General features: G+C 30.8%; 2 protein-coding genes. Both read left to right on the top strand.

Annotated elements, in window-relative coordinates; all coding sequences use genetic code 11:
- A partial coding sequence (locus tag ASG21_RS20000; RefSeq protein WP_185113709.1) for a hypothetical protein occupies window positions 1-418 on the top strand: 418 nt, incomplete at its 5' end.
- 3 nt (window positions 419-421) lie between these two features.
- Window positions 422-859: a hypothetical protein gene (locus ASG21_RS05385; RefSeq protein WP_056076832.1), complete on the top strand. Its 438-nt coding sequence runs from the start codon at window positions 422-424 to the stop codon at window positions 857-859.
- The last annotated feature ends 305 nt before the right edge of the window (window positions 860-1164 follow it).

Raw genomic sequence — 1164 nt, forward strand, 5'->3', positions numbered from 1 at the left:
AGATGGGATCCTGGTGCATAATGGGCGATATAGAGCCATAGATAAAGCACAACAATATGAGGATGATATTCAGGATTTATATGGAGGCGCTGCAAATTTTAATTCACGACAGTACTCTGCGGTAGTAGATGGGCAATTAGTTAACGGTGTTGCAGATAATGTTGTTAATATAAATGGTAAAACAGTAGCTATTGAAGCAAAATTTGTGGAAGATTGGAACAAATCTTTGAGAAATCCTCTTGATACAAAGCCTTGGGCAATTACAGAGCAAAACAAAATGCTTAGTCAGGCAAAAAAATATTCTAATGCATTTGATGAAGTAATATATCATACAAATAGCCAAGATTTAGCTGATCATTATTCACAAGTTTTTAGTCAAAATGGCATCACTAATGTAAAATTTGAAATAACGCCTTAAATTATGAAAGTAGAGAAGATATATCTTCCTGGGAAAGAAGAATCTGAACTTAGAGAATATAGATATATTCACATTAAAAGCAATATTGGAAAAATTAATAAAGATAATTTTGTTAATGCAATAGCAGCTGCTAATACACCATTGATTCCTAAAAACGGTGGTGTTTTGAGTGAAAATTTTATCATAATCACCCCAGATGAAAAAAGATTTTATGGATTATCATATTCAAAAGATATAATTGGATGGAGACAGCAGATTATAAAAGGAGCTGCTTTGCTCGATGTGGAAACTGCACAAATAAAAAACGGAGAACATTTCGCAGTCAGTAATGGAGAAAATTATGAATTAAAAGATTGTCAATTTGAGCGATATAACTTTTATGACGATATGGGGAATATAGTAAAATCAAATACGCCTGTTGAAAGCAGTGAAATTCTTTAATAAAGCTCTCACATTTTTATTTTCTCATAAATTTTTTATATTGAAAATAAAACAAAGCTATTAAGTTGTATAACGAATCTAGCCATTAAAAAAATGATGTATTAATAGAAAAAGAGTAAAAGCATCAATGAATATAACGCTTGCGTAATCTACTTACGACATTTGATTTTTCACAAGATAAGAAAGCCTATCTCAAAAGATAGGCTTTTTTTATGATTAACCATACAAAGCTTAGTATTTCATACATTTAAAAGGTGGAGATTATACTACGATTATCAGCATAGAAACCTTGCCCCATTACGAAA

The sequence above is a fragment of the Chryseobacterium sp. Leaf394 genome, assembly GCF_001424105.1.
Classification (GTDB): Bacteria; Bacteroidota; Bacteroidia; order Flavobacteriales; family Weeksellaceae; genus Chryseobacterium.

Coding starts and splice junctions, on each gene's coding strand:
- ASG21_RS05385 (WP_056076832.1), top strand. CDS start 422: ATGAAAGTAGAGAAGATATATCTTCCTGGGAAAGAAGAATCTGAACTT.